Genomic DNA, 23299 nt, shown 5'->3' on the forward strand with positions numbered 1-23299 from the left:
GCATGAAATTGAAACGCATTGCCGCAGTTTTGACTGGCACCGCGCTTGCCACAATGACGATGGTTCAGGCCGCGTCGGCCGATGAACTTCGCATGTCCTGGTGGGGTGGCGACAGCCGCCACGTCGCAACGCAGGCCGCGCTGGAAGCTTGCGGTGCCAAGCATGGCCACACGATCAAGGGCGAGTTCACCGGCTTTGACGGATACCTGGAAAAGCTGACCACCCAGATGGCCGGCGGGACCGAGGCGGATATCGTCCAGATCAACTGGCCGTGGATGCCGCTTTTCTCGCGCGACGGAACGGGCTTTGCTGATCTGCGCACGCTCTCTGGGCTCGATCTTTCTCAATGGAGCGAAGCCGATCTGGATTCGGGTTCGGTGAACGGCATCCTTCAGGGCATCTCTGTATCGACGACGGGCCGGGCGTTCTTCTTCAACCAGACGACCTTCGAAAAGGCAGGTGTCGCCATCCCGACGAACTGGGCCGAACTTGAAGCCGCCACCAAGGTTTTCAAGGAGAAGCTGGGCGAAGATTATTATACCTTCAACGCGGTGAAAGAAACCGCGCAGCTTCTCGTGACGCTGGCCGTGGTGCAGAAGACCGGCAAGGATCTGGTTGATCCCGATACGAACCGTGTCGCCTGGACGACAGAGGAATTGGCCGAAGGCATCAGCTTCCTGGGGCATCTGGTCGAGATCGGGGCGATCCGCTCGCAAAAGCAGGAAGCCTCGGACGGCAACGTCAACCTGTTCGAAAAGCCCGACTGGTCTGCCGGCAAGATCTCGGGTTCCTATGAGTGGGATTCGACCTATTCGAAATATGCCGACCCGCTGCAGGAAGGTCAGGTCCTGAAGCCCGTCCCGCCGCTGCATGTCGATGGTGCGGTTACGGACGGCGTCTATCGCAAGCCCTCGATGCTGCTGTCGATCTCGAAGAACTCGAAGCACCCCGAGGCCGCTGCGCAGGTGCTGAACTGCCTTTTGAACGAACCCGAAGGGATCGACGCCCTGGGAACTTCGCGTGGGCTGCCGTCCTCGAAGGTCGCAGCCGAGCGGCTGGCCGATGAGGGCTCGCCCGAGGTGCGCGCCGCCAATGCGCTGATCGTCGCCGCAAGTGGGCCGACGATTTCGCCCTTCAACGAACACCCTGAAATTCGCGGCAACTTCATCGATTCGCTCGAGGAATATGCCTACGGCCAGATCTCGGCCGAAGATGCCGCCGAGCAGATCATCGAAGGCACGAACGACGTTCTGGCCGAGTTCGACTGACGACCATCGCCCGCCGCGCGCAGAGGCATGCGGCGGGAAAATTGCAAAAGGCACCGCCATGACACCCATCCCCCTCGCCGTGACGGCGCGGGCCGCTGCCTTGCGGCTTGCCGTAAGCGGCGCCCTTTATCATCTGCCCCGCCCGCTGGGCTGGAAGCTGGTCACGCCCGGGCAGCCGGCGCGTCAGGGCTGCTGCATGACGGCCGTCCTGATGCTGGACGAACTGCGTCCCGCCACGGCTTACCGCCTGCATGTCGAGGGGATGGACGAAATCGCATTTCGCACTTCCGATTGCGCGGCGGCCGTCATCCCCGAACGGATGATTGATGCCGCCGCCCATGACGATCTGTCTGCGGCCCGTCACAATGCCGCCCAGATCGCGGCCGCTATCGCGGCGCTGCGGGTTGGGGGAACGCTGATCCTGCCACCGGGCGACTGGCTCACAGCGCCGCTTGCGCTGAAATCGGACATGACGCTGCATCTGGCCGAGGGGGCGGTGATCCGAGCGCCTTCAGACCGGTCCGGCTGGCCGATCCTGCCGGCCCGCGATGAGGCCGGACAGATGCTGGGCAGCTGGGAGGGCCTGCCGGAGAATTGTTTTGCCGCAGGGGTTCACGCGATCAATGCCACGCGTCTCGTCATCGAGGGCAGCGGGGTGATCGACGGCTCGGGCGATCTGGGCGATTGGTGGACCTGGCCCAAGGAAACACGCGAAGGAGCGCGTCGGCCGCGCGGGCTTCATCTGGTCGGTTGCCGCGATGTCACGCTGCTGGGCTTCACCATCCGAAATGCTCCAAGCTGGACCATCCACCCTCAAGGCTGCGACAGGCTTCTGGCCGCCGGGCTTCGGATCGAAGCTCCGCATGACAGCCCGAATACCGACGGGTTCAATCCTGAGATGTGCCGCGACGTGACGCTGGAAGGCATCCGCTTTTCGGTCGGAGACGATTGTATCGCCGTCAAGGCAGGCAAGCGGGGGCCCGAAGGCGAGGCGGACCACCTGGCCGAAACCCGGAATGTCTGCGTGCGCCACTGCCTTATGGAGCGCGGACATGGCGGGCTGGTCATCGGCTCGGAAATGTCCGGTGGCGTGCATGAGGTGACGATCGAGGATTGCGAGATGGTGGGAACCGATCGCGGCCTGCGGATCAAGACGCGACGGGGTCGGGGTGGCGAAGTTTCGGGAATTGCGATGCGCCGGATAACCATGACCGGAGTCCAAACTGCGATTTCCGTCAACGCACATTATCACTGTGACCCGGACGGCCATGCCGATTGGGTTCAGAACCGGGCGCCCGCCGAGGTGAATGAACGCACCCCCCGGATTCACGGGATCACGGTCGAGGACGTGACCTTGGACGGGTTGGCCCATGCCGCCGGTTCGTTCCTGGGGCTGCCCGAATCCCCGATTGCAGACGTGCGCATTCGTCGGCTGCGCATCGGTTCGCTTGATCCCGACGCGATTGCCGCGCCGCCCGATATGGCCGATCGGGTTCGCCCAATGCGCCACGAAAACCTTCTGGCCGAACAGGCCGAGCTTGATTGTGACGACGCCTCGCTGCTGTCGCCTGCCCAGATTACTCTTGAATGAGGTGCGCCATGCCACTCACCGAATATTTCGACAGCTTCAGCCGCGACTATCGCGCTTATAAGGGTGGTCCGTGGTGCTATGAGGATGGCTGCGTCTATCGCGGCCTCGATATGCTCCACGAGGTGACGGGCGATCCCAGGTGGCATGCGCATCTTCGTCGTCTGATCGGCGCGCAGATCGGCGAGGATGGTCGCCTTGCCGGCTATGATCCCGATGAATTCAATATCGACAATATCCTGTCGGGGCGCGTGCTGTTTTCCCTTTGGCGCGAGACCGGTGACGATCGCTACATGCGCGCTGCGCGGCATCTTGTCGGACAGCTTGACCGACATCCCCGCATCAGTGCCGGAAACTACTGGCACAAGCTGCGCTACCCGCATCAGGTCTGGCTGGATGGTCTGTATATGGGACTGCCCTTCCAGATCGAATATGCGCTAGCCATGGGGGAGACGCCGCGCATCGCTGATGCGATCAGGCAGTTCCAGACGGCGCTGGACCTGACCGAAACGGCCTCGGGCCTGCATGTTCATGGTTACGATGAAAGCCGCGAGCAGAGCTGGGCCGACCCCGAAACAGGCAAGTCTCCGGCCGTCTGGGCGCGTGCGATGGGCTGGTTGGCCATGGCGTTGGTCGATGCGTTGGCGCTGCTTTCCGATGATCCCAGAGCCGCCGGGTTGCGTGACCGCACGAGGCGAATCCTGGTGAAGGTAGCGGATATGCAAACCTCTGCCGGGCTTTGGCCACAGGTTCTGGATAATCCTGATTTAAAAGGAAATTATGAGGAAAGCTCGGCTTCCGCGATGTTCGCCTATGCGTTTCTGAGAGCGGCGCGGCTGGGGCTGGTCACGGGCGCCGAAGGAAACCGTCTTCGCGCATCTGGCCTTGCGGCCCTTGAGGCTCTCGAGGCAACGCGTTTGGTGACCGACCAGGGCAGGACCAGGTTTGGAGGCATCTGCCATGTCGCCGGGCTTGGAGGCTTCAGCGGCGTCTATCGCGATGGATCGCCTGACTACTACCTGACAGAACCGGTGGTGGCAGATGATGCGAAGGGCGTTGGCCCGCTGATGATGGCATTTGCAGAAAGCGAACGGGTGGCTTCGCTCGCCGCCGAGTAGGCTCGGGCAGTTTTTCGGATCGAAGGGCGCGGCTGGCAGTCGCGCCCTTTCGCGTTGGTGGTCGAGCATCTGTGATAACATGTAAGACAAGTGTTGACATGTGCAGGGCAGATTCGCTACCCAATCTGGCAAGAAGTCCTGAAGCCTGCGAGGAGTAGCCATGATTATCACGGATGTGGAGGCACGTGTCTTCCTGACCACGACGCGCCGTCACTCGGACAGCGCAGGTCATGCCCATCCCGGTCCGGCGCATCAGGTTAAGCAGGCGATGCTGACCATTCGCACCGAAGATGGTCATGAAGGGCATTCCTTCACTGCGCCGGAAATCGTGCGCGAGCATGTGCTTGATAAGTTCGTCCGCAAGGTGCTTGTCGGACAGGATGCCCGCGATCGCGAGCGCTTGTGGCAGGAATTGGCGCATTGGCAGCGTGGCTCGGCGGCGCAGTTGACCGACCGCACACTGGCCGTGGTTGATTGCGCGCTGTGGGACCTTGCCGGGCGGGCGTTGAACCAGCCGGTCTACAAGCTGATCGGCGGCTATCGCGACAAGGTCCTTGCCTATGGTTCGATCATGTGCGGGGACGAGCTTGAGGGTGGGCTTGCCACCCCCGAGGATTATGGCCGCTTCGCCGAAACGCTGGTCAAGCGCGGCTATAAAGGCATCAAGCTGCATACATGGATGCCTCCGGTCAGCTGGGCGCCCGATGTGAAGATGGACCTGAAAGCCTGCGCAGCCGTGCGCGAGGCGGTGGGCCCCGATATCCGGCTGATGATCGACGCATTTCACTGGTATTCGCGCACCGATTCGCTCGCGCTAGGCAAGGGCCTGGAACAGCTGGGCTTCGACTGGATCGAAGAGCCGATGGATGAACAGTCGATGTCCTCCTACAAATGGCTCGCTGACAATCTCGACATTCCTGTCGTTGGTCCCGAAAGTGCCGCCGGCAAGCATTGGCACCGTGCGGAATGGGTCAAGGCCGGTGCCTGCGACATCCTGCGCACCGGCGTCAACGATGTGGGCGGCATCACCCCTGCGCTGAAAACCATGCACATGGCCGAGGCATTTGGCATGGAATGCGAGGTCCACGGCAACACCGCGATGAACCTGCATGTCGTGGCTGCCACCAAGAACTGCCGCTGGTATGAGCGCGGGTTGCTGCACCCGTTCCTCGAATACGATGACGGGTTTGACTACCTGAAATCGCTGTCGGACCCGATGGACAAGGACGGCTATGTCCACGTTCCCGACCGTCCCGGTCTGGGCGAGGAGATCGACTTCGATTTCATCGAGAACAACCGCGTGAAGTGAGGGCAGGGCAGATGAAGCAGATCCTCGCATTCGGAGATAGCCTGACCTGGGGGGCGGATCCGGTTACGGGTCTGCGCCACCCTCATACCGCGCAATGGCCGGTGGTTCTGGAATGCGGGCTGACGGATTGCCGCGTCATCGGTGACGGGTTGGGCGGGCGCACGACCTGCCGGGACGATCACGGTGGGCCTGCAAGCCGTAACGGCGCCTTTGCGCTGCAACTGGCGCTGGCCGTCCACATGCCACTGGACCTTGTGATCCTGATGTTGGGAACGAATGACCTGAAGCCGCTGCACGGCGGGCAGGCGTTATCGGCCCAGGCCGGGATGCGCCGTCTGGCCGAAATCGTGGCGACATTTCCCTACAAGCCGCGCATTGCCGTGCCAAAGCTGCTGATCGTGGCTCCACCGCATTGCGGCCCGACCGCTGCGGGCGGACCGGTGGGAGGCCGCATCATATCGGAATCCGAGCAGCTTGCGGCCCTCTATGACGGCCTTGCGAAGGAACTTGGCTGCGCCTTCTTCGACGCTGCATCGGTCGCGCGTCCTTCGTCTGTCGATGGCGTTCATCTGGATGCCGAGAACACCATCGCGATTGGCCGTGCCCTGATCGAGCCGGTCTCGGAACTCTTGTCATCGTAACAGGATAGGCCGCCCTGTTTGACAGGGCAGGCCAGTGGCGAGCCGCGCGCCCTTCGACGCGGCAATATGGGGAGGAAAAGCATGAAACGATTTCTCGCATCCGTCGCGCTTGGTGCGTTGATGTTGGGCGGGGCGCCGGCCGGTTGGGCCGAGACGCCCGACAACCAGCTGATTGTCGCCACCACGATGAGCAATATCCTGACGCTGGACCCCGCCGCGATCACGGGCCGCGAGACGGTCCAGGTTCTTAACAACATCTATGACACGCTGGTGGTACTGTCGCCCGAAGATCGCTCGGTCCAGCCGCGCATGGCGCAAAGCTGGGAGGTGGCCGAGGACCGCATGTCGATCACCTTCCATCTGCGCAAGGATGCGAAATTCGCCTCGGGGAATCCTGTCACCGCAGAGGATGTCGTGTGGAGCTTGAAGCGGCTGATGACGCTGAACCTTGCTCAGGCGAGTTTCCTGAAATCGCGTGGGATCACCGCTGAAAACGCCGGTGACCATTTCATTGCCGCTGATGCGAATACCTTCACGTTCAAGCTGGCTCAGCCTGACGATCCGGCAATGATCCTGATGATCCTTGCGCAGAACGGGCCGGGCTCGATCCTTGACAGCAAGACCGTTCAGGAAAACGAAAAGGACGGGGATCTGGGGCAGGGCTGGCTGACCTTGAATTCGGCAGGCTCTGGCCCTTTCTCGCTGACCAAATGGGCGTCGAGCGAATATATCATCCTGACCAAGAGCAAGGGTTATTGGGGTGACGAACCGGCAATGGACCGTGTGCTGCTGCGCCACCTGCCCGAGTCGCAGTCCCAGCGTCTGATGCTGGAACAGGGCGATATCGACGTGGCCTATTCCATGCAGGCACCCGACCTGACGGCGCTGGAAAACGACGAGCATATCAAGATCGCCTCGACCCCCGGAGCCGGTTTCTACTACCTGTCTGTCTCGATGAAGGATGAGCGTTTCGCCAATCCCAAGGTGCGCGAGGCCCTGCGCTACCTGATCGACTACGAGGGGCTCGACAAGGCCGTGATGCCTTACTACGGCAAGCTGCACCAGCGCCCGCTGACCACGGGTGTTCTGGGTCAGTTGCCTGATCCGGGCTACACTCTGGACGTCGAAAAGGCCAAGGCGCTGCTGGCCGAGGCGGGCTATCCCGATGGTTTCAAGACCACGCTGCGCGTCCTGTCCGAGGATCCCTTCATCAAGGCCGCGACCGCGATTCAGAACACTCTGGCGCAGGCCGGCATTCAGGCCGAGATGATCACCGGTTCGGGCGATCAGATCTATGGCGCCATGCGCGAGCGGAACTTCGAATTGCTCGTCGGTCGCGGCGGGGGCGGTCAGCAGCCTCACCCGGATAGCAATCTGCGCGCCCTGGCATACAACCCCGACAATGCGGATGAAGCGAAGCTGACGAACTATCAGGGTTGGCGGACCAGCTATTTCGACGGGAAACTGAATCAGATGATCGAAGACGCGCTGCTCGAGCGCGACGCGGCGAAGCAAAAGGCCGATTACGAAGCCATCCAGACCTATATGGATGAAACTGTGCCCTCGATCATTCCGTTCTCGGAAGTCGTGGACAGCGCGGCATTCCGTTCGGATGTTCACGGGCTGGTGGTGAACCCCTGGCTCACCCGGTTCGAGACCGTCACGAAGGAGCGCTGAGCCGTGACAGCAGCCGGGATCACGCCGGACAACCTGGTGCCTCGGCTGCGTCAAAAGGCCTTGGCCCGTGGGTTTCCCGCGGGCTGGGCGCAAACCGGCGGAGAGTTTGCCGAATGGCAGGCCGCCGCAGGGGCGATTGCCCGGCGTCATATCCTGCCCGATCCGGCCTTGCGTGAACGACCCTGCGGCTGGCGGACGGATGCGCTTGAAGATCGAGGAAGCCATTTCGCCCTTCAGGGGGCGATCCTGCTTGAAGATGATGGTGAATGGCCTGCGCTGATGTTGCGGCCCAAGGGCAAGGGTCCGCACCCTGCCGCTTTGCTGCTGCATGACCATGGCTCGGAATTCCGCATCGGAAAGGAAAAATGCATCCGTCCGATGAGACAGGGCCTTCCCCTGGCAAGTGAGTGGGTGACCCGCTTCTTCGATGGCGTTTGGCTTGGCGAGGTTCTCGCTGCGCAGGGCTTCGTCGTTCTGGCGGTGGATGCGCTGGGCTGGGGTGGGCGGCAGGGGAATGGCTATGCGTCCCAGCAGGCGCTTGCGTGCAATCTCATGCAGATCGGAACCAGCCTGGCGGGGGTGATCGCAGCGGAGGACATGGCCGTGGCCGAATTCCTTGCTGATCTGCCTGAGGTTGACGACGACAGGATTTGCGCAATCGGTTTCTCGCTTGGTGGGTTCCGGGCTTGGCAAGTCGCGGCGTTGTCGCCGCATGTAAGGGCGGCAGTTTCGGCGGGCTGGATGGCCAGCCTTCCTGGTCTGGCCGTGCCGGGGAATAACCAGCTTCGCGGGCAATCTGCCTTTTCGACGACGCATCCGGGCCTGCACGCCTATCTGGATCTGCCCGATCTTGCGGGGCTTGCCGCGCCAAAGCCAATCTGGTTCGAGGTTGGCAAACAGGATCATCTTTTCCCCGAAGCGGCCGTGAAAGCGGGCTTCGAAAATCTCGCCGCGATCTGGGCAGCGGCCGATGCTGGGGCACAACTAAGGCTGGAACGGCCCGCCGGCGGCCACTGCTTTGGCCTTGATCGTCAGGGCCAGGCGCTAGGTTGGTTGCGCGCAACGATTGGCTTGACCGATAGCATTACGACAGGATCGGGAATATGCTAGACAAGTCGCAGGAACATCGGAGTAACCGGATGAAGCAGGACGCCGCCGCCCCCGTGCGTGAATCGATGGTCGACAGGATCAGCGATGCGTTGCGCCGCGATCTGCAGGCAGGACGGTTCCGTCCGGGTGATCGACTGCCGAGCGAGCATGAGCTGACGCGGCTGCATTCGGTCAGCCGCGCCGTCGTGCGCGAGGCGATCGCCGCATTGCGCGCCGATGGGCTGGTCGAGGCGCGCAAGGGGGCAGGGGTGTTTGCCCTTGATCCCGCGCAGCGTGAGGCGCGACCCTTTGATGACCTGACGACGGCGCGAATTTCCTCGGTTATCGAGCTCTTGGAATTGCGGACGGCATGCGAGATCGAATCAGCCGCACTAGCCGCCTCACGCCGCTCTCCCTCGCAACTCGAGGCGATTCTGGACGCTCACCGTGAGGTCGAACGCTGCCTGCGCGAGGGGCTGCCGACACGCGATGCGGATTTCGAGTTTCACCTGGCAATCGCCAAGGCGACCCAGAACCGCCGCTTTCCCGATTTCCTGCAATTGATCCGGTCGGGTATCATCCCACGTGGTGAATTGCAGGGTCGCCAGCCGGGGGACAGGCCGCGAGACTACAATCTTCATTTGCAGGAAGAGCATAGCCGCATCGTTGACGCCATTCTGGAAGGCGACTCGGCTGCTGCGGCGCAGCGGATGAAGGACCATCTGCGCGGCAGCCTCGATCGCTACCAGGAGTTGCTGCGCGCAGGCGGCCTGGCGTCGCAGTTATAACTTGTCATACAAGATGTGCGATTGTATAAGACATCTTGCAAGGCAGAGGAGATTTTCATGCCCCTTCCCAAATTCCCCGTCGCCAATCCCGACAAGGGAGTTCAGCGGCAAGTGCTGGCCGAGAACTCCGATCTGATGGTTGTTTCCTTCCGGTTCGACCAGGGGGCGTGCGGCGCGATGCACAACCACCCACACACGCAATCGACTTATGTCGCAAAAGGGCGTTTCAAGTTCTTTCGCGGCGACGAAGCTTTGGAACTAGGCGTCGGCGACAGCATCGTCATTCCTTCGGGCGTGACGCATGGATGCGAATGCCTTGAGGCGGGCGAACTGATCGACTGCTTCACGCCACGCCGCGAAGACTTCCTGTGAAGTGAACCTCGCGGCCATTAGCCGCGAATTGTCTGACAGGTTATCGGGCGTCGAACGGGGGAGGCCGGTTCGACGCTCAGGGAGGACATATGCAGAATGCTCAGTTGCGCCTGAAGAGCGCATCGTCCCAGGCGACGACCATCCTGATCACGCTTCTGGGCCTGCTGGTCCTGACTTTCGTGATCGGCCGGATGATGCCAGCCGATCCGGTGCGCGCCATCGTGGGCGAGGATGCCACGCGCGAAACCTACGAGATGGTCTATCACCAGCTCGGCCTCGACCGTCCGATCTGGGAACAGTTCCTGCGCTATCTGGGCGATGTCCTGACGGGGGATTTCGGCACCTCGATCCGCACCGGCCAACCCGTCATGCAGGACATCCTGCGCGCCTTGCCCGCCACCATCGAACTTGCGACATTCGCGATCATCATCGGTGCCGGTCTGGGCATTCCGCTGGGCGTGATGGCCGCCGTCAACAAGGATCGCTGGCAGGACCATATCATTCGGGTCTTCAGCCTTTTCGGGCATTCGATGCCGATCTTCTGGACCGGGATGATCGCTCTGATCGTCTTCTATGCCCATCTCGGCTGGGTCGGTGGTTCGGGCCGGATGGAACAGTTCTATATCGGCCTGGTCGATGAGCGGACGGGTTTTCTGCTGATCGACAGCCTTCTGGCGGGGGAAACGGATGTCTTCTGGTCGGCGGTGAACCACCTGATCCTGCCGGCATCGCTGCTTGGCTATTCTTCCTCGGCCTATATCACCCGGATGACCCGCAGCTTCATGCTGGATCAACTGGGGCAGGAATACATGACGACCGCGCGCGTGAAGGGCCTGTCGCGGCGCCAGACGATCTGGCTGCATGCCTTCGGCAATATCCGCGTCCAGCTCGTGACCATCGTGGCGCTGGCTTATGGCTCGCTGCTCGAGGGGGCCGTGCTGATCGAAACCGTCTTTGCCTGGCCCGGTTTCGGACAATATCTGACCAGCAACCTCATCATCGGCGACATGAACGCGGTGATGACCTGCGTGCTGATCGTCGGCGTCATCTTTATCTTGCTGAACCTGATCTCTGATCTTCTGTACCGCACCTTCGATCCGAGGACGAAATGACCGTGAAAGATACAGACATGCCGCGCCAGGGCCTGCAGATTCCGGCTTCGCTGATCGTCATCCGCAACATCCTGAGCTTTCTGATGAGGTCGCCGACATCGGCTTTCGGGCTGATCGTCCTTGGGTTGCTCATCGTGATCGCTGCCTTCGCGCCCTGGATCGCGACCCATGATCCCTATGCGCAGGATCTGGCGAATACGCTGCAGGCGCCGGGGAACGGCCATCTTTTCGGCACGGATGAGCTTGGCCGCGACATTTTCAGCCGGCTTGTCTGGGGTTCGCGCATCTCACTGACGATCATCTTCCTCGTCTCCATCATCGTCGGGCCGATCGGGATGATCGTGGGCACTACCGCCGGTTATATGGGCGGGCGTCTGGACACGATCATGATGCGGATCACCGACATCTTCCTGTCCTTCCCCTCGCTGATCTTGTCGCTGGCCTTCGTGGCGGCGCTGGGGCCGAGCCTGAATAATGCGATCATCGCCATCGCTCTGACCGCTTGGCCGCCGATCGCGCGTCTGGCGCGGGCCGAGGCCATGACCTTCCGCAAGGCCGACTATATCGCGGCCGCAAGGCTGCAAGGCGCGTCCGACATGCGGATCATCTTCAAGTCGATCATGCCGATGTGCCTGCCCTCGGTCCTGATCCGGCTGACGCTGAACATGGCGACGGTGATCCTGACGGCGGCGGGCCTGGGCTTCCTTGGCCTTGGCGCGCAGCCGCCGATGCCGGAATGGGGCGCGATGATCGCCACGGGGCGGCGCTACATGATCGACAGTTGGTGGCTGGTGACCTTCCCCGGCCTTGCCATCCTGACCGTCAGCCTGGCTTTCAACCTGCTGGGCGACGGGCTGCGGGATGCGCTGGACCCGAAGCAGATGAACCGGAGGTAATATGGAAAAGCCAGTTCTGGATATCCGCAACCTTGCCATCCGCTATGCCGGGGCAGATCGGGACTCGGTCCGGGGCGTCAGCTTCACTCTTGGGCGCGAGCGTCTGGGCATTGTCGGCGAAAGCGGCTCGGGCAAATCGACCGTCGGTCGCGCCATCCTGAAGCTGCTGCCGACCGCGCAGATCAGCGCCGACCGGATGCAGTTCGAGGATATCGACCTGTTGAAGACCTCGGACCGCGAGATGCTGAAGATCCGCGGCCGTCGCATGTCGATGATCCTGCAGGACCCGAAATACTCGCTGAACCCGATCCAACGTGTTGGACGCCAAGTGGCCGAGACCTATATGCGCCACTTCCCGGCGACCAAGGCCGAGGCCAAGGCCAAGACCCTCGCCATGCTGGAGGCCGTGAAGATCCGCGACCCCGAGCGCGTGCACGACCTTTACCCCCATGAGATCTCGGGCGGGATGGGCCAGCGTATCATGATCGCGATGATGCTTCTTGCCGAGCCGGAGTTGGTCATCGCCGATGAGCCGACCTCGGCCTTGGACGTAACAGTGCGCTTGCAGGTGCTGGAAATTCTGAACGGTCTGGTCCGCGATCGCGGCATTGGCCTTATCATGATCAGCCATGACCTGAACCTTGTGCGGAACTTCTGCGACCGGGTGCTGATCATGTTCGACGGGCAGGTGGTCGAGACGCTGAAGGCCAGCGAGCTTGACCGCGCCCAGCACCCCTATACGCGCGGGCTGCTCGCGGCCCAGCCGCGCATCGGGGACCGTCGCAAGATGCTTTCCGTGCTGGATCGCCGCCCGGAATGGAGTCAGGAGGTCACCGCATGACCAGCAATGTCGATATCCGCGACCTGTCGATCACCTTCGGCGAGGGACCAGCGGCGGTGAAGGTTCTGCCCGGGGTCAATTTCTCGGTTGAGGCGGGCGAGTGCTTCGGGCTGGTCGGCGAAAGCGGCTCGGGCAAATCGACGGTCCTGCGCTGCATCTCGATGCTGACGGATTTCTGGCAGGGCCAGATCAGCATTGGCGGGCGCAATGTGCGCGACATTCCCCGGCTTGAGCGCTGCCGCCTGCTGCAGATGGTGTTCCAGGACCCCTATGGTAGCCTGCATCCGCGCCAGTCGGTCCGCACCACCCTGTCGGAACCTTTGAAAATCCACGGGCTGGACGACCACGAGGGGCGGATGCGCCGGGCGATCCGCGATGTGGGCCTGACGGCGGATTTCATCGACCGCTTCCCGCATCAGATGTCCGGCGGCCAGCGCCAGCGTATAGCCATTGCCCGCGCGCTGATCCTCGAGCCCTCGCTGCTGCTTCTGGACGAGCCGACCTCGGCGCTGGATGTCTCGGTTCAGGCCGAGATCCTGAACCTGCTGGTGCGTCTGCGCGAAGAACGCGGCCTCACCTATATCATGGTGACCCACGACCTCGCCGTGGTCGACCACATGTGCGATCGCTTCGCGGTGATGCTGCGCGGCGAAGTGACCGAGGTGCTGCCACGCGCGGCGATCGAGGGCAACAAGGCGACACATCCCTATGCCCGGGAGCTTATCGCGGCATCGCTCGAATACGAGGGCGCGCTGGAGCTCGCCTGACGGTGTTCTGCCGACCGGACGGGGCCTTGCGGCCCTCCTCCCACGGCCGGTCGGCAGGCAGGGGCTTGCTCAGGCCCAAGTCCTTCTTTCTGATAGGGCGCGGAGCAATCCGCGCCCTTTTTGTTTGCATTCTGATGCATTGGCTCTGCGGGAAGTTGTTCTGGGATATGCTATGTTGAATTGACGAATGTTTCGTCATTTTTCACGATGCCGTTACGTCCCTTCGCAAGAATCGCCAATCGTCAGAAACGTGGCCCTTGACCTCACGGCATCTTTGGTTTGCATCGGGGCAGAAGAATAATTCCATTGTGGGAGGCATAATGTCTATTTTCTCGACCCGGTTCATGGCCGCCTCGGCGTTCGCGCTGATGGCCGCAGCCCCGCTGCACGCCAAGACCTTCGTCTATTGCTCGGAAGGCTCGCCGGAAGGCTTCGACCCCGCGCCCTACACCGCCGGCACGACCTTCGATGCCTCGGGCCACGCGATCTACAACCGCCTTGTGCAGTTCAAGCCCGGCACGACCGAGATCGAGCCCGCGCTGGCCGAAAGCTGGGACGTTTCGGAAGACGGGCTGGAATACACCTTCCACCTGCGCAAGGGCGTCAAGTTCCACTCGAACGACAAGTTCACCCCCTCGCGCGATTTCAACGCCGATGACGTGATCTTCACGTTCAACCGTCAGGCCGACGCCGACGACCCATGGCACGCCTATATCTCGGGCATCACCTACGAGTATTACAGCTCGATGGAGATGGACAAGCTGATCAAGTCGATCGAAAAGGTCGATGACAACACCGTCAAGTTCATCCTCAACCAGCCGGAAGCCCCGTTCCTTGCAAACGTCGCGATGCCCTTCGTCTCGGTCGTTTCGAAAGAATATGCCGATGCGCTGGATGCGGCAGGAACCAAGGAAGACCTGAACAACGCGCCGATCGGCACGGGTCCGTTCAAGTTCGTCGCCTATCAGAAAGATGCGGTGATCCGTTACCAGAAGAACGCCGATTACTGGGGCGAAGCGCCCAAGATCGACGATCTGGTCTTTGCAATCACCCCGGATGCCTCGGTGCGCCTGCAGAAGCTGAAGGCCGGCGAATGCCACCTGATGCCCTATCCGGCGCCGGCCGATCTGGCCGACATCAAGGCCGACCCGAACCTGAAGCTTGACGAGCAGGCTGGCCTGAACGTGGGCTATCTTGCCTACAACACCACCGTCGCGCCCTTCGACAAGCCCGAGGTCCGCAAGGCGCTGAACATGGCCATGGACAAGAACGCCCTTCTGGAAGCGGTCTACCAAGGCAGCGGCGCAGTCGCCAAGAACCCGATCCCGCCGACCATGTGGTCTTATAACGACGCCATCGAGGACGACAAATACGATCCCGAAGCGGCGAAGAAGATGCTGGAAGATGCCGGCGTCAAGGATCTGACCATGGAAATCTGGGCGATGCCGGTGCAGCGTCCCTACATGCCGAACGCGCGTCGCGCTGCCGAAGTCATCCAGAGCGATTTCGACAAGGTGGGCGTCAAGGTCGAGATCGTGTCCTATGAATGGGGCGAGTATCTGAAGAAGTCGATGGAAGAAGGCCGCAAGGGCGCCGTCATCCTGGGCTGGACCGGCGATAACGGCGATCCGGACAACTTCCTCTCGGTTCTGCTCTCCTGTGCCTCGGCCCAGCCGGGCGGTGCGAACCGCGCCTTCTGGTGCAACGAAGAGTTCTCGGACCTGCTGGCGAAAGCCAAGGCAAGCTCGGATCACGAAGAGCGCGTGAAGCTTTACGAAGAAGCTCAGGTCATCTTCAAGGATCAGGCCCCTTGGGCCACGCTGGCCCACTCGACTCAATATGTTCCGATGGCCAAGAACGTGACCGGTTTCGTTCAGTCTCCGCTGGGCGATTACACCTTCGAGTCGGTCGATCTGACCGAATAAGGTCAAACCGGTTTTTCAGGTAATGCGGCCGTGCAGGGGACACCCCTTGCACGGCCCTTAGGTTAGGGTTCGATGCTTAGATTCATCCTATCGAAACTTCTCTACCTGATCCCGACGATGCTCGGGATCACGCTGGTCGCATTCGGTTTCATCCGCCTGCTTCCCGGCGATCCGGTCCTGCTGATGGCCGGAGAGCGCGGCGTTTCGCCCGAACGCTATGCCGAGATCTCGGCACAGCTTGGTTATGACAAACCTATCTGGCAGCAGTATTTCACCTATCTCGGCGATCTGATGCAGGGCGATCTGGGAAATTCCATCGTCACCAAGAAGCCCGTTCTGGCCGAGTTCCTGGCGCTGTTCCCGGCGACGGTCGAGCTTGCCATCGTGGCCATCATCATCGCAACCGTCATTGGCGTGCCCGTGGGCGTCATCGCCGCCATCAAGCGTGGCTCGTGGTTCGACCAGATCTCGATGACGGGTGCGCTGATCGGCTTTTCGATGCCGATCTTCTGGTGGGGCCTGCTGCTCATCATCTTCTTCTCGGGCATCCTGCAATGGACGCCTGTTTCTGGCCGCATCTCGCTGATGTACTTCTTCCCGCAAGTGACCGGCTTCATGCTGATCGACAGCCTGCTCTCGGGGCAGAAGGGGGCCTTTGCCTCGGCGCTGAGCCATCTGATCCTGCCTTCGATCGTGCTGGCCACGATCCCGCTCGCCGTGATCGCGCGCCAGACCCGTTCCGCCATGCTGGAAGTCATGGGCGAAGACTACGTCCGCACCGCCAAGGCCAAGGGCCTGCCGATGCGTCGCGTGATCGGAGTGCATGCCCTGCGCAATGCGATGATCCCCGTGATCACCACCATCGGGTTGCAGATCGGCGTCCTGATGGCGGGCGCGATCCTGACCGAGACGATCTTTTCCTGGCCGGGCATCGGCAAATGGATGATCGATTCAATCTCGCGCCGTGACTACCCGGTCGTGCAATCGGGCCTGCTGCTGATTGCGGGCATCGTGATGATCGTGAACCTGCTTGTGGACCTGACCTATGGTCTCATCAACCCGAGGATCCGCCACAAATGACCGATACCTCCGTCAAGATTTCGAACTCCGCCATCCGCCGCCGGATGCTCAAGGAGTTCTGGTTCTACTTCAGTCAGAACCGTGGTGCTGTCTTCGGGTTGGCCGTGTTCCTGCTGCTTGTCGCGCTCGCGCTATTTGCGCCGCTTATCGCGCCGCATGATCCGACGCATCAGTATCGCGATGCGTTGCTCATTCCTCCTTTCTGGCAGGAAGGCGGGCGCATCGACTTCCTTCTGGGAACCGATGCCGTCGGGCGGGACATGCTGTCGCGGCTGATCTACGGCGCGCAGTATTCGCTGTTTATCGGCATCGTGGTTGTCGCGATCGCACTGACTGGCGGTATCATCATCGGTCTCGTCGCGGGCTATTTCGGCGGCTGGGTCGATAGCGTCATCATGCGAGTGATGGACGTCGTGCTGGCCTTCCCGTCGCTGCTGCTGGCGCTGGTGCTGGTCGCGATCCTCGGGCCTGGCCTGACCAATGCGATGATCGCCATCGCCATCGTCTATCAGCCGCATTTCGCGCGCCTGACCCGTGCCGCGGTGATGGGCGAGAAGGCCCGCGAATATGTCACCGCCGCCCGCGTGGCAGGTGCCAGCAACCTGCGGCTGATGTTCAAGACCATCCTGCCGAACTGCCTCGCGCCGCTGATCGTGCAGGCGACGCTGAGCTTCTCGTCCGCCGTTCTCGACTCGGCCGCGCTTGGCTTCCTCGGCATGGGCGCGCAGCCCCCGGCCTCGGAATGGGGCACGATGCTCGCTGAGGCGCGCGAGTTTATCCTGCGCGCCTGGTGGGTCGTGACATTCCCGGGCCTCGCCATCCTGATCTCGGTGCTGGCGATCAACCTGATGGGCGACGGTCTGCGCGACGCGCTTGACCCGAAACTGAAGCGGAGCTGAAGCATGGCACTTCTTACCATTCGCAATCTCACCGTCCGCTTCGCGACTTCGACCGGCAGCTTCACCGCTGTCGACGGGATCGACCTGCATGTGGACAAGGGCGAGGTTCTGGCCGTGGTCGGGGAATCCGGCTCGGGCAAATCGGTTTCGATGCTGGCGGCGATGGGGCTTCTGCCCGAAACCGCGACCGTCACTGCCGATGAGATGACCTTCGACGGCAAGGACCTTCTGCGCATGTCGCCGAAGGAGCGCCGCAAGATCATCGGCCGCGAGATCACCATGATCTTCCAGGAGCCGATCGCCTCGCTGAACCCGTCCTTCACGACGGGCTACCAGATCGAGGAAGTCCTGCGCTACAACGCGGGTCTTTCCAGGAAAGCCGCCCGCGCCCGCGCGCTGGAACTCTTCAAGCAGGTCGGCATCCCCGACCCAGAAGAAAAGCTGAAATCCTATCCGCACCAGATGTCGGGTGGCCAGTGCCAGCGCGTGATGATCGCCATGGCCATCGCCACCGGCCCGCGCCTGCTGATCGCGGACGAGCCGACCACCGCGCTCGACGTGACGATCCAGAAGCAGATCCTCGACCTGCTGATGGAGCTGCAGGAAAAGACCGGCATGGGCCTGATCCTGATCACCCATGACATGGGCGTGGTCGCGGAAACCGCCGACCGGGTGCAGGTGCAGTACAAGGGCAAGAAGATGGAAGAGGCCGATGTGCTCTCGCTCTTCGAGGCGCCGAAGCACCCCTATACCCGCGCGCTGCTTTCGGCTTTGCCCGAGAACGCGACCGGCGACCGCCTGCCCACCGTGGCAAGCTTCCTTGAAGGCGAGGTGAAGTGATGAGCATTGTCGTCGAAGGCAAGAACATCATCCGCGACTACCACGTTCCCGGCTCGCTGATGCGCGCGGCCAAGGTGGTCCGCGCGGTCAAGGGCATCAGCTTCGCAGTCGAGCGCGGCAAGACGCTGGCGATCGTCGGCGAATCCGGTTCGGGGAAATCGACGCTGGCGCGGATCATCGCGCTGATCGACCAATCCTCGGGCGGCGAGCTGAAGATCGAGGGGAAACCCATCGACATCGCCAAGGAAAAGCCCACGCGCGAGATGCGTTCCAAGGTGCAGATGGTGTTCCAGAACCCTTACGGTTCGCTGAACCCGCGCCAGAAGATCGGCGATGTTCTGATGGAGCCCTTGCTGCTGAACACCGACATCCCCGCCGCCGAGCGTCGCCGCCGCGCCGAGGAGATGCTGGTCAAGGTCGGCCTGCCCGCCGAGCATTTCAACCGCTATCCGCACATGTTCTCGGGCGGCCAGCGCCAGCGCATCGCCATCGCGCGGGCGCTGATGCTGAAGCCCACGCTGCTGGTGCTGGACGAGCCGGTCTCTGCACTGGACCTTTCCGTGCAGGCGCAGGTCTTGAACCTGCTCGCCGACCTGCAGGAAGAGTTCAACCTGGCCTATGTCTTCATCAGCCATGACCTCTCGGTCGTGCGCTACATCGCCGATGACGTGCTGGTGATGAACAAGGGCGAGGCGGTCGAGCAGGGGAGCCGCGAAGAGCTCTTCGCCAATCCCAAGCACCCCTATACGCGCGAGCTCTTCGCCGCGACGCCGATCACCGATGTCGAGGCGATCCGCGAACGGGTCGCGCGCCGCAAGGCGCTGCGCGCGGCTGGGGTGTGACTCGAACGAAAGGCCCCGGCGTCGCATTCCGCGTGGTGGGATGTCTGAACACAACGCCTGCCGCGTCCTGCGCGGCAGGCCATTGATCTTCTTCAAGCTGAATTTCTCACTGCCTGAGCACTGCCTAGAGGACCGCGGCGCCCTTGGCATCGACATCGTGGAGTTGGAACACGGATTGGGCAAGATCAACGCCGATCGTGATAATTCCTTCATGGACTCGCTGCTCATGGGTCTGGCCCGCTGGATCAGGACGGGCGGGCAGGAGCTTTTCATCTGACCGGCATCATCCATGGGGCCCTGAGCCAGTCCGAGAGATCCGAAATCAGCGAAGCCCGCACCTTGGACCTCCCATCACGCGGAACGCCTCCGCGTCGGGCCTGGCCCTCGTTCGCTTCGAAGCCCAAGTCCGTTTGCCACGCGGCAGTTCGTGCCGGGGTGGGGCTATCCCATCTTCTGGGCAGTTGCGCGCAGTCACGACACTTGACGCAGACCCTGACGGGGAACATAAAAGCTGCACGTCTGATCGACATGCCTACCGTCTCAGACCGATCTTCCCCGTTGCTGCTCCAATGAAGTCTCAGGCCCAAAATCATAGGTGAAACAATGCGTCTCGTTCCCGTTGCGCTCCTCGCCTCGCTGTTTGCCTTGCCGGCCCAGGCGCAGAGCTTTGACTATCCCCCCGAATTTAGAACCGAGGAGATCGCGTCCGATGGCGCGACCATCCATGTCCGCACCGGAGGCTCAGGCCCGGCGGTCATGCTGGTGCATGGTTATGGCGAAACCGGCGACATGTGGGTGCCGATGGCCGAGGATCTTGTCCAGGACCATCTGGTGATCGTGCCCGACCTGCGAGGATTGGGCCTATCCTCGAAGCCCGCCGGAGGTTTCGACAAGAAGACACAGGCCGGAGATCTGGCTGCTGTTCTTGATCATCTGAAGGTCGAGCAGACGGCCTTGGTCGCCCATGACATCGGCAATATGGTGGCCTATGCGTTCGCGGCCCAATTTCCCGAACGTGTCTCGAAGCTTGCGGTGATCGATGCGCCCGTCCCTGGCATCGGCGCATGGGAAGAGGTTCTGAAGAATCCGCTGCTTTGGCATTTCCGCTTTGGTGGCCCCGACATGGAGCGGCTTGTGGAAGGGCGCGAGCGCATTTACCTGGACCGGTTCTGGAATGAGTTCTCGGCCACGCCTGCGCGCTTTTCAGAACCCGCGCGAGAGCATTATGCCGCGCTTTATGCTCTGCCTGGCGCCATGCATTCGGGCTTTGCGCAATTCGCAGCTTTCGATCAGGATGCGGTAGACAACCGGGCGTTTCTCGCGAAGGGAAAGCTGAAAATGCCCGTGCTTGCTGTCGGAGGCGAAAAATCCTTCGGTCCGATGATGGCGACGGTGATGCGCTTCGCAGCCGACGACGTCGAGGAAGCGGTGGTTCCCGATGCCGGGCATTGGATCATGGAAGAGAACCCCGAGGCCACCGGACGAATCATTCGCGACTTCCTGCAATAGGGGCCGCACGCGGCATGCCGCTGCGAACGAAGCGGGGGGCACCGCCTGGGCAGGGCGCGGGCGCTCTGCTAATCGGGCAGGTGGGGATCGCCGCTTGTCGCGACGGTCCGATCGAGGTCCCGGTAGTCGTGCACCGCTCCGCGCCAGTCGCGGATGCGATAACGGCCTTCGGCGACTTCATCGACATGGCCGGCACCCAGCGGCACCTTGCCATACCCTCCTGGCAGATCCAGGACATAGGTCGGAAGGCAGGTGCCGGAAAGCCGGCCGCGCAGCGCGTCCATGATCGCCTGGCCTTCGGCAATCGTGGTGCGGAAATGGCTGGTCCCGCGGGCGAGGTCGCAATGGTGCAGGTAATAGGGTTTGACCCGGTTGCGCAGCAGCGCCCGGAACAGATCCGTCAGCGTGTCTGGATCGGCATTCACGCCCTTGAGCAGGACCGTCTGCGATAGCAAAGGAATGCCCGCGACCGAAAGGCGCCGCAATGCGGCGCAGGCCCCGGGGGTCAGTTCCTGCGCATGGTTGGTGTGCAGCACGACCCAGATGGCGAGTCGCTGGCTTTGCAATGCTTCGAGCATCGCCTCGTCGATGCGATGCGGCGCGACGACCGGAATGCGGGTGTGAAAGCGGATAAGATCAAGATGAGGTATCGCTTCAAGTCGGCGGATCACGGCGGCGATGCGCCGTGCCGATAGCACCATGGGATCGCCGCCGGTCAGGATCACCTCATGGATCGCGGGGGTCCGGGCGATGTAGTCGAGCGCCGCCGAAAGTTCGGCTTCGGGAAGGGTTCCGTCTTCGCCCACGACCTCGCGGCGGAAGCAGAAGCGACAATAGACCTCGCAGGTGCGGGTGATGTGCAGGATCACTCGATCGGGATAGCGATGCGTCAGCCCCGGCGTCGGGCTGAAGGCCTCGTCGCTGATCGGATCTTCCAACTCTTCGGGACGGATCGTCAGTTCGCGCGCGTCGGGCACGAATTGCCGGGCGACGGGATCATCGCCCGCACCTTGCATTGCCTCGTGCATGGCCGGCGTGACGCGGATGCGGAATTCACGAGCGACCTGTTCAAGCGCCGCCCTGTCTTCGGGCGCGGCAAGGCCCGCCTCGGTCAGGGCCGAGACAGTTGTCAGCGGTCGGATTTGCTTGGTCACGATGGCTCTGCGCTTTTTCTGGAAAGCGCGGCCTTATGCGCCGATTGCCAGCGAATTGCAATGGTCACGCCTATCGTAATGTATACATTGCGTCTGGGGAATCGGCGCTCGGGGTTGCTCAGGCGCGACGCAAGAACGGAGAGGATAAGCATGAGCGTTCAGTTGTTCGATCTGACCGGCCGCACGGCACTGGTCACCGGCTCGTCACGCGGGCTAGGCCGCGCCATGGCCGAGGGGCTGGCCGCTGCAGGCGCCAGGGTCATCCTGAATGGAGTGAACGCCGCACGGCTGGAAGAGGCTTCGGCCGAGTTGCGGGGCAGGGGGCTGGACGTCATCCAGCGGGCTTTCGATGTCACGGACGAAGCCTCTGTCGTCGCGGCGTTCGAGGCGCTCGACCGGGACGGGATCGATGTCGATATCCTTGTCAACAATGCGGGCATCCAGTTCCGCAGCCCGATGCTGGATCTCAAGACCGCCGACTGGCAGCGCGTCATCGACACCAACCTGACCTCGGCCTTCATCGTCGGACGAGAGGCGGCGAGGCGAATGGCGACACGCGGCCATGGCAAGGTCATCAATATCGGTTCGCTCACCTCGGAACTCGCCCGCGCCACGATCGCGCCCTACACGGTCGCAAAGGGCGGCATCAAGATGCTGACCAAGGCCATGGCGGCGGAATGGGGTGCTTTGGGCATCCAGTCGAACGCGATCGGTCCGGGCTACATGGTCACCGACATGAACGAGGCACTGCTTGCCAATGCCGAGTTCGACGCCTGGGTAAAGGGGCGCGTCCCGATGCGTCGCTGGGGGCAGCCGGAGGAACTGGCGGGCATCGCGGTCTTCCTGGCCTCCAGGGCATCGAACTATGTCTCGGGCCAGATCATCTATGCAGATGGCGGCATGATCTCGGTGTTGTAACGAACGGCGCGAATTGTCCGTCACGACCGCGATGTGATGGGATTCGGCCACCGGGCGCGAGCCGCCGGGGAAACCCTGCCCGTATCCTCCCTCGGGCCTTGGGGCCCTCTGCGAAGCTGTGCCGCCTTCGGTCCGGCCGCGGATCAGTCCATCAGATCCTCTTCTCGATCAGAAGGGATCTGATCCGGTCCATGCGTTCAGTCGATGGAGGCTCGGAATCCAGCAGCCAAGCCCATGTCTCTCAGCCGTGACGAAGCTGGCCCCGGGAATGTCGGCTTCGATCAATCGACCCTGCTTCACGGGATGCGCTGAAGATGATGCGTCCTGCGGGGGGCGAATTTCGGCATCGTGGCGCCAGCGAGAAGCGCGGCTTCGGCGGTGAGCTTTCAGCGTCTTTTGCCCGTCGACTGCGAGCGGAGCTATGAAGGGCATGGGCGTCTGGATACGGCCAGCAAGCAAGGTTGGGCCGGCAAATCAGCCGCTTCGGCAGGCCATAGCTCCGCTTTCAATGGATGGCATGGGGGGATCGGAATAGAACCAAGGCCCAGCCGCTCCTCCCTTCGCGAACCAAAGCGGGCAACTGCCCGGGCGATGGGGGCATGCCTGCCTGTTTTCGCGACGGGAAAGTCCCCAGGCGAGGGTGTGCCCTTCGCCTGGGGCCGCATC

At 62.3% G+C, this 23299-nt stretch carries 22 protein-coding genes; 21 read left to right on the forward strand and 1 reads right to left on the reverse strand.

All coding sequences use genetic code 11. From position 1 onward, the window contains the following. Window positions 1-2 precede the first annotated feature (2 nt). The 20 genes from RGQ15_RS07685 (at window position 3) to RGQ15_RS07780 (ending at window position 20561) form a co-directional block, all read left to right on the forward strand. Window positions 3-1268, forward strand: a complete 1266-nt coding sequence (locus tag RGQ15_RS07685) for an ABC transporter substrate-binding protein (RefSeq protein WP_311159628.1) — start codon at window positions 3-5, stop codon at window positions 1266-1268. 58 nt (window positions 1269-1326) lie between these two features. After that, window positions 1327-2859 carry a polygalacturonase PglA gene (pglA, locus tag RGQ15_RS07690; RefSeq protein WP_311159629.1) on the forward strand — a complete coding sequence of 511 codons (1533 nt, stop codon included), beginning with the start codon at window positions 1327-1329 and terminating at the stop codon, window positions 2857-2859. An 8-nt stretch (window positions 2860-2867) separates the two neighbouring features. Next, complete coding sequence (locus RGQ15_RS07695; protein WP_311159630.1) at window positions 2868-3974, forward strand: glycoside hydrolase family 88/105 protein; 1107 nt, start codon at window positions 2868-2870, stop codon at window positions 3972-3974. A 160-nt stretch (window positions 3975-4134) separates the two neighbouring features. Next, window positions 4135-5283 (forward strand): mandelate racemase family protein, encoded by a 1149-nt coding sequence (locus RGQ15_RS07700; protein ID WP_311159631.1) that lies wholly within the window; start codon window positions 4135-4137, stop codon window positions 5281-5283. 11 nt (window positions 5284-5294) lie between these two features. Continuing rightward, window positions 5295-5924 carry an SGNH/GDSL hydrolase family protein gene (locus RGQ15_RS07705; RefSeq protein ID WP_311159632.1) on the forward strand — a complete coding sequence of 210 codons (630 nt, stop codon included), beginning with the start codon at window positions 5295-5297 and terminating at the stop codon, window positions 5922-5924. Between the two features lie 81 nt (window positions 5925-6005). Next, the gene (locus tag RGQ15_RS07710; RefSeq protein ID WP_311159633.1) at window positions 6006-7601 is read left to right on the forward strand and encodes an ABC transporter substrate-binding protein; all 1596 of its coding nucleotides are present in this window, start codon (window positions 6006-6008) and stop codon (window positions 7599-7601) included. A gap of 3 nt (window positions 7602-7604) precedes the next feature. Next, window positions 7605-8711: a dienelactone hydrolase family protein gene (locus RGQ15_RS07715; protein WP_311159634.1), complete on the forward strand. Its 1107-nt coding sequence runs from the start codon at window positions 7605-7607 to the stop codon at window positions 8709-8711. A gap of 29 nt (window positions 8712-8740) precedes the next feature. Further along, window positions 8741-9478, forward strand: coding sequence for a FadR/GntR family transcriptional regulator (locus tag RGQ15_RS07720; RefSeq protein ID WP_311159635.1), 738 nt, complete (start codon window positions 8741-8743; stop codon window positions 9476-9478). A 57-nt stretch (window positions 9479-9535) separates the two neighbouring features. Next, window positions 9536-9850, forward strand: a complete 315-nt coding sequence (locus RGQ15_RS07725) for a cupin domain-containing protein (protein ID WP_311159636.1) — start codon at window positions 9536-9538, stop codon at window positions 9848-9850. A gap of 89 nt (window positions 9851-9939) precedes the next feature. Further along, window positions 9940-10962 (forward strand): ABC transporter permease, encoded by a 1023-nt coding sequence (locus tag RGQ15_RS07730; protein WP_311159637.1) that lies wholly within the window; start codon window positions 9940-9942, stop codon window positions 10960-10962. Beyond that, window positions 10959-11858 (forward strand): ABC transporter permease, encoded by a 900-nt coding sequence (locus tag RGQ15_RS07735; protein WP_311159638.1) that lies wholly within the window; start codon window positions 10959-10961, stop codon window positions 11856-11858. The genes RGQ15_RS07730 and RGQ15_RS07735 overlap by 4 nt, the downstream gene beginning before the upstream one ends. A 1-nt stretch (window position 11859) precedes the next feature. Continuing rightward, on the forward strand, window positions 11860-12699 hold the full coding sequence (locus tag RGQ15_RS07740) for an ABC transporter ATP-binding protein (protein WP_311159639.1): 840 nt from the start codon (window positions 11860-11862) through the stop codon (window positions 12697-12699). Then, on the forward strand, window positions 12696-13466 hold the full coding sequence (locus RGQ15_RS07745) for an ABC transporter ATP-binding protein (protein WP_311159640.1): 771 nt from the start codon (window positions 12696-12698) through the stop codon (window positions 13464-13466). The genes RGQ15_RS07740 and RGQ15_RS07745 overlap by 4 nt, the downstream gene beginning before the upstream one ends. 320 nt (window positions 13467-13786) lie before the next feature. Continuing rightward, on the forward strand, window positions 13787-15391 hold the full coding sequence (locus tag RGQ15_RS07750; protein WP_311159641.1) for an ABC transporter substrate-binding protein: 1605 nt from the start codon (window positions 13787-13789) through the stop codon (window positions 15389-15391). A gap of 72 nt (window positions 15392-15463) precedes the next feature. Further along, window positions 15464-16471 carry an ABC transporter permease subunit gene (locus RGQ15_RS07755; RefSeq protein WP_311159642.1) on the forward strand — a complete coding sequence of 336 codons (1008 nt, stop codon included), beginning with the start codon at window positions 15464-15466 and terminating at the stop codon, window positions 16469-16471. After that, entirely contained in the window at window positions 16468-17370 is a 903-nt protein-coding gene (locus RGQ15_RS07760; RefSeq protein ID WP_311159643.1) for an ABC transporter permease subunit, read from the forward strand. The genes RGQ15_RS07755 and RGQ15_RS07760 overlap by 4 nt, the downstream gene beginning before the upstream one ends. A 3-nt stretch (window positions 17371-17373) precedes the next feature. Continuing rightward, complete coding sequence (locus tag RGQ15_RS07765; RefSeq protein WP_311159644.1) at window positions 17374-18210, forward strand: ABC transporter ATP-binding protein; 837 nt, start codon at window positions 17374-17376, stop codon at window positions 18208-18210. Next, complete coding sequence (locus RGQ15_RS07770) at window positions 18210-19052, forward strand: ATP-binding cassette domain-containing protein (RefSeq protein ID WP_311159645.1); 843 nt, start codon at window positions 18210-18212, stop codon at window positions 19050-19052. Before RGQ15_RS07765 ends, RGQ15_RS07770 begins: the two co-directional genes overlap by 1 nt. Window positions 19053-19092: 40 nt before the next feature. Continuing rightward, window positions 19093-19329: a hypothetical protein gene (locus tag RGQ15_RS07775; RefSeq protein WP_311159646.1), complete on the forward strand. Its 237-nt coding sequence runs from the start codon at window positions 19093-19095 to the stop codon at window positions 19327-19329. Window positions 19330-19655: 326 nt separating this feature from the next. Beyond that, a complete protein-coding gene (locus RGQ15_RS07780; protein WP_311159647.1) occupies window positions 19656-20561 on the forward strand; it encodes an alpha/beta fold hydrolase in 906 nt (301 codons plus the stop codon). Between the two features lie 68 nt (window positions 20562-20629). Here RGQ15_RS07780 and RGQ15_RS07785 read toward each other — a convergent pair whose 3' ends face one another. Continuing rightward, on the reverse strand, window positions 20630-21715 hold the full coding sequence (locus tag RGQ15_RS07785) for a lysine-2,3-aminomutase-like protein (RefSeq protein WP_311159648.1): 1086 nt from the start codon (window positions 21713-21715) through the stop codon (window positions 20630-20632). Window positions 21716-21865: 150 nt separating this feature from the next. Here RGQ15_RS07785 and RGQ15_RS07790 point away from each other — a divergent pair, with 150 nt between their 5' ends. Then, window positions 21866-22633 carry an SDR family oxidoreductase gene (locus tag RGQ15_RS07790; RefSeq protein ID WP_311159649.1) on the forward strand — a complete coding sequence of 256 codons (768 nt, stop codon included), beginning with the start codon at window positions 21866-21868 and terminating at the stop codon, window positions 22631-22633. The last annotated feature ends 666 nt before the right edge of the window (window positions 22634-23299 follow it).

The organism is Paracoccus sp. MBLB3053 (assembly GCF_031822435.1).
In the GTDB taxonomy this organism is placed as follows: domain Bacteria; phylum Pseudomonadota; class Alphaproteobacteria; order Rhodobacterales; family Rhodobacteraceae; genus Paracoccus; species Paracoccus aurantius.

Bases quoted from the DNA above. Each gene is read 5' to 3' on its own strand.
- RGQ15_RS07685 (WP_311159628.1), top strand. From the start codon at position 3: ATGAAATTGAAACGCATTGCCGCAGTTTTGACTGGCACCGCGCTTGCC.
- pglA (WP_311159629.1), top strand. From the start codon at position 1,327: ATGACACCCATCCCCCTCGCCGTGACGGCGCGGGCCGCTGCCTTGCGG.
- RGQ15_RS07695 (WP_311159630.1), top strand. From the start codon at position 2,868: ATGCCACTCACCGAATATTTCGACAGCTTCAGCCGCGACTATCGCGCT.
- RGQ15_RS07700 (WP_311159631.1), top strand. From the start codon at position 4,135: ATGATTATCACGGATGTGGAGGCACGTGTCTTCCTGACCACGACGCGC.
- RGQ15_RS07705 (WP_311159632.1), top strand. From the start codon at position 5,295: ATGAAGCAGATCCTCGCATTCGGAGATAGCCTGACCTGGGGGGCGGAT.
- RGQ15_RS07710 (WP_311159633.1), top strand. From the start codon at position 6,006: ATGAAACGATTTCTCGCATCCGTCGCGCTTGGTGCGTTGATGTTGGGC.
- RGQ15_RS07720 (WP_311159635.1), top strand. From the start codon at position 8,741: ATGAAGCAGGACGCCGCCGCCCCCGTGCGTGAATCGATGGTCGACAGG.
- RGQ15_RS07725 (WP_311159636.1), top strand. From the start codon at position 9,536: ATGCCCCTTCCCAAATTCCCCGTCGCCAATCCCGACAAGGGAGTTCAG.
- RGQ15_RS07730 (WP_311159637.1), top strand. From the start codon at position 9,940: ATGCAGAATGCTCAGTTGCGCCTGAAGAGCGCATCGTCCCAGGCGACG.
- RGQ15_RS07735 (WP_311159638.1), top strand. From the start codon at position 10,959: ATGACCGTGAAAGATACAGACATGCCGCGCCAGGGCCTGCAGATTCCG.
- RGQ15_RS07740 (WP_311159639.1), top strand. From the start codon at position 11,860: ATGGAAAAGCCAGTTCTGGATATCCGCAACCTTGCCATCCGCTATGCC.
- RGQ15_RS07745 (WP_311159640.1), top strand. From the start codon at position 12,696: ATGACCAGCAATGTCGATATCCGCGACCTGTCGATCACCTTCGGCGAG.
- RGQ15_RS07750 (WP_311159641.1), top strand. From the start codon at position 13,787: ATGTCTATTTTCTCGACCCGGTTCATGGCCGCCTCGGCGTTCGCGCTG.
- RGQ15_RS07755 (WP_311159642.1), top strand. From the start codon at position 15,464: ATGCTTAGATTCATCCTATCGAAACTTCTCTACCTGATCCCGACGATG.
- RGQ15_RS07760 (WP_311159643.1), top strand. From the start codon at position 16,468: ATGACCGATACCTCCGTCAAGATTTCGAACTCCGCCATCCGCCGCCGG.
- RGQ15_RS07765 (WP_311159644.1), top strand. From the start codon at position 17,374: ATGGCACTTCTTACCATTCGCAATCTCACCGTCCGCTTCGCGACTTCG.
- RGQ15_RS07770 (WP_311159645.1), top strand. From the start codon at position 18,210: ATGAGCATTGTCGTCGAAGGCAAGAACATCATCCGCGACTACCACGTT.
- RGQ15_RS07775 (WP_311159646.1), top strand. From the start codon at position 19,093: ATGTCTGAACACAACGCCTGCCGCGTCCTGCGCGGCAGGCCATTGATC.
- RGQ15_RS07780 (WP_311159647.1), top strand. From the start codon at position 19,656: ATGCGTCTCGTTCCCGTTGCGCTCCTCGCCTCGCTGTTTGCCTTGCCG.
- RGQ15_RS07790 (WP_311159649.1), top strand. From the start codon at position 21,866: ATGAGCGTTCAGTTGTTCGATCTGACCGGCCGCACGGCACTGGTCACC.